Annotated in this window: 5 protein-coding genes; 2 read left to right on the top strand and 3 right to left on the bottom strand. The window is 44.7% G+C overall.

Annotated features, from left to right (window positions below):
• A partial coding sequence (locus FW767_RS12585; protein WP_235898127.1) for an ISAon1 family transposase occupies nucleotides 1-584 on the top strand: 584 nt, incomplete at its 5' end.
• A 69-nt stretch (nucleotides 585-653) separates the two neighbouring features.
• On the opposite strand, the gene FW767_RS12580 is transcribed toward FW767_RS12585, so the two are convergent.
• The 3 genes from FW767_RS12580 to FW767_RS12570 all read right to left on the bottom strand — a co-directional run bounded on the left by FW767_RS12580 (nucleotide 654) and on the right by FW767_RS12570 (nucleotide 4,303).
• The gene (locus tag FW767_RS12580) at nucleotides 654-1,694 is read right to left on the bottom strand and encodes a quinoprotein amine dehydrogenase (RefSeq protein WP_121700391.1); all 1,041 of its coding nucleotides are present in this window, start codon (nucleotides 1,692-1,694) and stop codon (nucleotides 654-656) included.
• A gap of 31 nt (nucleotides 1,695-1,725) precedes the next feature.
• On the bottom strand, nucleotides 1,726-3,810 hold the full coding sequence (locus FW767_RS12575) for a hypothetical protein (RefSeq protein ID WP_121700390.1): 2,085 nt from the start codon (nucleotides 3,808-3,810) through the stop codon (nucleotides 1,726-1,728).
• 259 nt (nucleotides 3,811-4,069) lie between these two features.
• Nucleotides 4,070-4,303, bottom strand: a complete 234-nt coding sequence (locus tag FW767_RS12570; protein ID WP_121700389.1) for a hypothetical protein — start codon at nucleotides 4,301-4,303, stop codon at nucleotides 4,070-4,072.
• 135 nt (nucleotides 4,304-4,438) lie between these two features.
• Here FW767_RS12570 and FW767_RS12565 point away from each other — a divergent pair, with 135 nt between their 5' ends.
• On the top strand, nucleotides 4,439-5,041 hold the full coding sequence (locus FW767_RS12565) for a DUF6291 domain-containing protein (RefSeq protein WP_121700388.1): 603 nt from the start codon (nucleotides 4,439-4,441) through the stop codon (nucleotides 5,039-5,041).
• The last annotated feature ends 287 nt before the right edge of the window (nucleotides 5,042-5,328 follow it).

Here is a 5,328-nt window from a genome sequence, read left to right as displayed (position 1 = left end):
CACGTGTGATTGACCGGTTCCATCTACAGCGGCTCGCCCTTGACGCTGTTCAGGAAATACGTATAAAGCACCGTTGGGACGCCATCAATGCCGATACCGACGGCAGGGAGAGCGCAAAGATCGAGGGACGCAAGTATGTGGCGGAACGTCTTGAAAACGGCGACACGCTCAAGGAACTGCTGGCAAGAGGCCGCTATGCGCTGTTCAAATCTCCCGAAAAGTGGACGGTCTCGCAAAGGCAGCGGGCCGGGATGCTGTTCAGGCTATACCCGGACCTGAAGGAAGCCTACAGGCTGTCCCAAAACCTAAGGACCATATTCAACAGACGCCCGACAAAAGACTGCGCCCGATTGAATCTTGCCCGATGGTACAACAGCGTCGCCCAAGCCGGTTTCAAGTCATTCAATACCATTGCTGCCACATTTTATGAGCACGCCGACGAGATACTCAACTTCTTTGACAACCGCTCAACAAACGCATCTGCCGCATCGATCAACTCAAAAATCAAGGCATTCAGAGCCAAACTACACGGCGTAAACGACACTAAATTTTTCATCTTCCGACTTTGCAAAATATACGCTTAAACACAGGTTTTTTACCATGCGCCAAAAATGCTTCGCAAATGTTTCACAAAAATTTCGGCATGTGGTCCGTTATTCGCGAATTTCGCCTTTGTGAACAGCTACTTTTACCAGTGTGCGCTTTGTGTTGTGCGTGTCTGAAACCCATAGTACGGAATCGTTTTGTGCGTAGACGCGGGCGGGTTGGGCGAATGCGTATCCTTTAACCGAGTTCAGTCGGTGAGTCCATTTCTGCGACTGCTTGTCATATATGTTGATGGCGTTATTATCGCCGGTAGCGTACCACCGTGCCTTTCCCACAGCCAACGTTTTCGGCTTAAAGTCAAGTGACAGTGTCAGATCTTCCATGTCGATGGAGCTGTTATTTTCCAAATCATCATTTACCAATGCGCCATCAAGTACTCGTATTCTCTTTCCTTCATAATCAGTAAGCAGGATTTTCATTTCATCTACAAACTGCATATAGTGAGGTGCGAAAGCATTGTTTGCCGTACCGTTACCGGCAACCTGCCGATAACGTTTTGTTTTCTGGTAATTTTCCTGTGTGGCTTCCGATTCCTTATAGATGCTGACTTTCCCGTTTTTGTCGCGTGCATAGATAAGACCGTTATTGACGGCAAGCGCTTGCGCTTGAAAAACCGGGCCGCCCCAATTGCCGTTTCCGATGCAGGTAATGTAGGTGAGATAAGGAAGGCTGAATACATGTATGCGTGACTGGCGTTCGGCTACATATAACCGTTCTCCTGCCGGCACAATAGCTTCTATACTGCTCTCGAATTGCAGCCTTTTACCGTTAAAGTTCCATGTTTTCAGTGTTTTGAGCAACTTATTTTCTTTCTGAGAGAACAGCATCAGACTATTACCGGCATTTCCCGTGTTGGCTATAAACAGTGTGTCGCCCAGATGAACTACCGTATAGGGAGTGAACTCTTCCGCCTCCATGCCAAATGTATGACCGTCAATCAGCTGTGCTGCCTCGTAGGAGTAATACCAGTAGCTGTTGTAGTCATCCGGGTCGGTTAGGTCGGGCTCCAAATCAGCAATCTCATCTTTGCTGCATTGCGCAGTCAAAATACCCAGCAGTATTATCAATATGTAATTATATATCTTCATGTCGTTATTTTTCAGTTATAGGGTTATGCTCTTACTTCAATTCACTCATAGGAATGGCGTATACACATGATCTGTTTTTTAGCCGGTCTATGATAAACAATGTATTGCGGCGTATGCAGAACTTTTCGGGCGCCTGTAAGGTTATGTCTCCTATGACAGTGTGGTTTTTAATGATATCTCCGGTCTCCGGATTGACATCGCAGAACTTCTCATTGCCATTGGAACTTACAAACATGCGTCCTTTGTAGAAATCAAGTGCATAAGGATTGTTCTTGTAAGCTAATTGTCGGGTGCGTGTGTGGGCTATACATTCACGTATGTTGCCGGGGTCGAGTATGTCTATGCGTTTTGCCGGATGAGTGGAATACAGCAGTCCTGTATGTTCGTTTACAGCCATTCCGTAAGTGCCGCCTGACTCACCAAGATTTTCCGACCGTGAGAATATGTACATGATCTCTCCCGGATATACCGACTGTTCTTGTACGAAATCAACATATCGTTTGTCTCGGATCATTATAGCTCCCTTGTGAATCACTATGTCAAACGCATGTACGGTCTGGTTGGAACCCGTGCCCCAATTGCCGTTTCCGATACATGTTATGAAGGAGTGGTCTTTTGCATCGAATATTTCCGTGCGATTGCCTTCATGGGTGACATAAATTCTGTCATTGGCCCGTACGACACCGTTTGGACGCCCTTTGAATGTCTTTGTTGTATTTTGCTCAGTCCATTCCCTGATGCTTTCCATGTGCGCGATATTTCTTTCTGCCATGCTGAATACCTCAAGGCTGTAATTGTTATCGGCATCATTAACGATGTAAAGGGTGTCGCCGTATACATATACATCTTTGGGCCGGAAAGAAGCGGATGTAGCCCCGGGCAGTGCCGTGTAATCCAATTTGAATGAAAGCGGTTCTCCGTCATTTCCCCCTAAGTCGGTCGTCTCTTCACGCAGTGGCGACAGACCGCCGTCTATGGCGTCCAGTTCAGAATCTTCGATGACATATTTGGATGCCTTATACAGGTCGTTTTTGCTGTATCTGTTTTTATTTCTGCGGGTGTGCATAAAGCGTCGTGAATAGACCGGAAGCTCCTTGTCAAGCGACATCGACCGATATACGTTGGCGCAAAGCGTAATCCAGCCCGGTCCGGTCTGTTCATAGGTCATGTTGCCGTTGTGTCCATAACCCAGACAGTGTGCCAACTCATGGAATGCTGTATGAGTCTCATTTGTGTCGTCGGCATAGTGTTCTATGTAGCACCATTCGTTCAAGCCGTATGTTATGCCGCCTCCCAAACCGTTAACTCCGCTGCAGTGTCCGAAACGCAATCCTGAATGATTGAGAACCTGCTTTAATAATAAATCCTTGTCAATAACTGTTTTGTTGTTGTCTTTATGCAATGGGCCGAATTCCTGCAATGCCATCTCGAATATTTCTGACGAATACATATAGCTCATGTTTAGAGCCAGAGCTACCGCTTCGCGAGCATGGGGAGGGAGAAGCTTATATTTCCAATTACCATCGCCACTGTAGCCGCTGAATGTGATTTGCCATTTACATTTAATGGATTGTAACTTTTTGTAATATGGATCGTCACTTTCCACCTCGAAAGTAAAGTTTTCCTCGGTCAGATACCGATTCGCCATAATTTGAATCTTTTTTCCACTCCGAGTATAGGCCGTCAAGTCTTTGGTGGCAAACGGTATATGTATCCTTAGCTGTTGAAATGGCCTGATTTCTTCCAATTCCATAAATTTGAACGCTTCTTCATATCCGTCAATTTTCGCCCATATGGTTACGTTTGACAACTTGCGCGGGCTGTAGAAGCGAAGTTGAAAATAGTGGTTGTCATCAAGAGTAAGTTGTAATGGCTGGTTTACATAAAAACTACGTTGGCTGTTGTTGAAGTAAACATCTGAAGGCTCATTGTCATTGAGTATATAGTAGGTGTTCTCAGAATTGTAATCTGCTGCAGTCAACTTCACTAATAGCTCGTTATCCGGGGGATTTACGCCTTCCGAACCGATATCTGAAATTTCGTCCTCTTTGCAACCGGTCAGCAATAAAAGACTGCATATTAAGAAGTAAAGACAGTTAAGTATGTTTTTTCTCATTGTTTGTTCCTGATAGTACCTAATTATGATTGATTTAAAATAATTCCAATTGGAAAAATGGGGTACAAAGTTATAAAATTTCCGAAACGCCCCACGTATTATAAAATGTTAAAAAGAGGAAATGTTAATGACATTTCCTCTTTTTAACAACGACCATTGTATTGCAATAGGTATGTAATTTATCTTTTTAGATTTCTTATAGTCCAATATATCTTACATATGAGGATGCAGCAGTTGAGGTGGATGACACAAAAATTAGTCATTCATTAATTTCCCAAAGCTGTATATAATTACCGATGGTGAGAAAAGATTTGTCAGATAAATAGATTACATTAGGCATAATGGCATCCACTCCGGAAATACGTCCAATTTCTCTGCCATTATCTAAATTAAAAAATACTATTTCAGATGTTATTGTAATTACAGCGAGTATTTTCTTTTTTTCGGAGGCCCAACCGGAAAAACTAAGGCTTTCTAATTCTGGCCCTAACATTTTAAAATACGGTAGGAAGGTTCGAAATCGCATCCGGTTATTGTTAGTGCCTGAGAAAAGTATACGGGAAGACTTGACATCGCGTTTTTGAGGTGTTATCTTTGTGATGAAATCAATTTTAACCGCACATACTACATGAAAAAGACATTCAAGTTTGACAGCGAATGGTCACTTGCCATATCGCTGCTTCCCGAGGAGCGACAGCAACTGCTTACCGAGGCTATAAAAGAGTATCAGGCCAACGATACGATACCCGACCGCCTTGACCCGGTGTCGATGATGGGTTTCCTTATGGTAAAAGCTGTTATTGACCGACGTAAACGGGCCAACATGCGTGCTCGCGAGCGCCGCTCCCGACGTCGCGCAAAGGCGGTGCCGCAATCCTCCAAGATGTCGACAATCAAGCCGGAGGGGGCGCCATCAGGCATCGACATTAAAGCTGAAAATGCTTTGCCGACAGTCTCACAGCATGCTCCGTTGGCTGTTACCCGATTTTTTCAAGAGGGCACACCCTCGACCCCGTTGCACGATACGGTGCGCTGCATCATGCAGGACAACGTTTTTGTGCTACGTCTGTGCAATGTTTCAGGATTGACCCGAAATCAGGCTGCCGAAGCCGTGTTCAAGCTTGTGAATCGCCGCATCAAACGTCGACGTCCCGTCAATGACCTTAATCGCCTTAAAACCATATGCCTCGATACAATACCAAAGCCTACCTCGGTCAGATTGACTCAATAAGTACTATCAGACTAAATCTCTGCAACATATATGCCGTGAATTGACAACATTTGTGTGAGTAGACTGTCGTGTAAATTATGGCTCAATCCGAAATTATTTAATTTTGAGAAATCAACAGATCTTGTGAATTGGGAGCCGTTATGCAGGGCCGTTGATGATTTCGGGTCAGCGGATTTTCCCGGTGGGCGACGTGGATGTATCGTGGTATAGTATTACCTTTGCATCATGAAATCGGAAAAACTGCTTCGAGCCATCCTGCCGGAGGTACTCATAGATAATTTTGAAGT

The organism is Heminiphilus faecis (assembly GCF_008728965.1).
Classification (GTDB): domain Bacteria; phylum Bacteroidota; class Bacteroidia; order Bacteroidales; family Muribaculaceae; genus Muribaculum; species Muribaculum faecis.
Note: the sequence above shows the minus strand (reverse complement) of the source record. Positions and strands in the feature narration are given on the sequence as shown.

What these genes read in the sequence shown, in the direction of transcription:
- FW767_RS12565 (WP_121700388.1), top strand. Translation starts at nt 4,439, where the DNA reads ATGAAAAAGACATTCAAGTTTGACAGCGAATGGTCACTTGCCATATCG.
- FW767_RS12570 (WP_121700389.1), bottom strand. Translation starts at nt 4,303, where the DNA reads ATGTTAGGGCCAGAATTAGAAAGCCTTAGTTTTTCCGGTTGGGCCTCC.
- FW767_RS12575 (WP_121700390.1), bottom strand. Translation starts at nt 3,810, where the DNA reads ATGAGAAAAAACATACTTAACTGTCTTTACTTCTTAATATGCAGTCTT.
- FW767_RS12580 (WP_121700391.1), bottom strand. Translation starts at nt 1,694, where the DNA reads ATGAAGATATATAATTACATATTGATAATACTGCTGGGTATTTTGACT.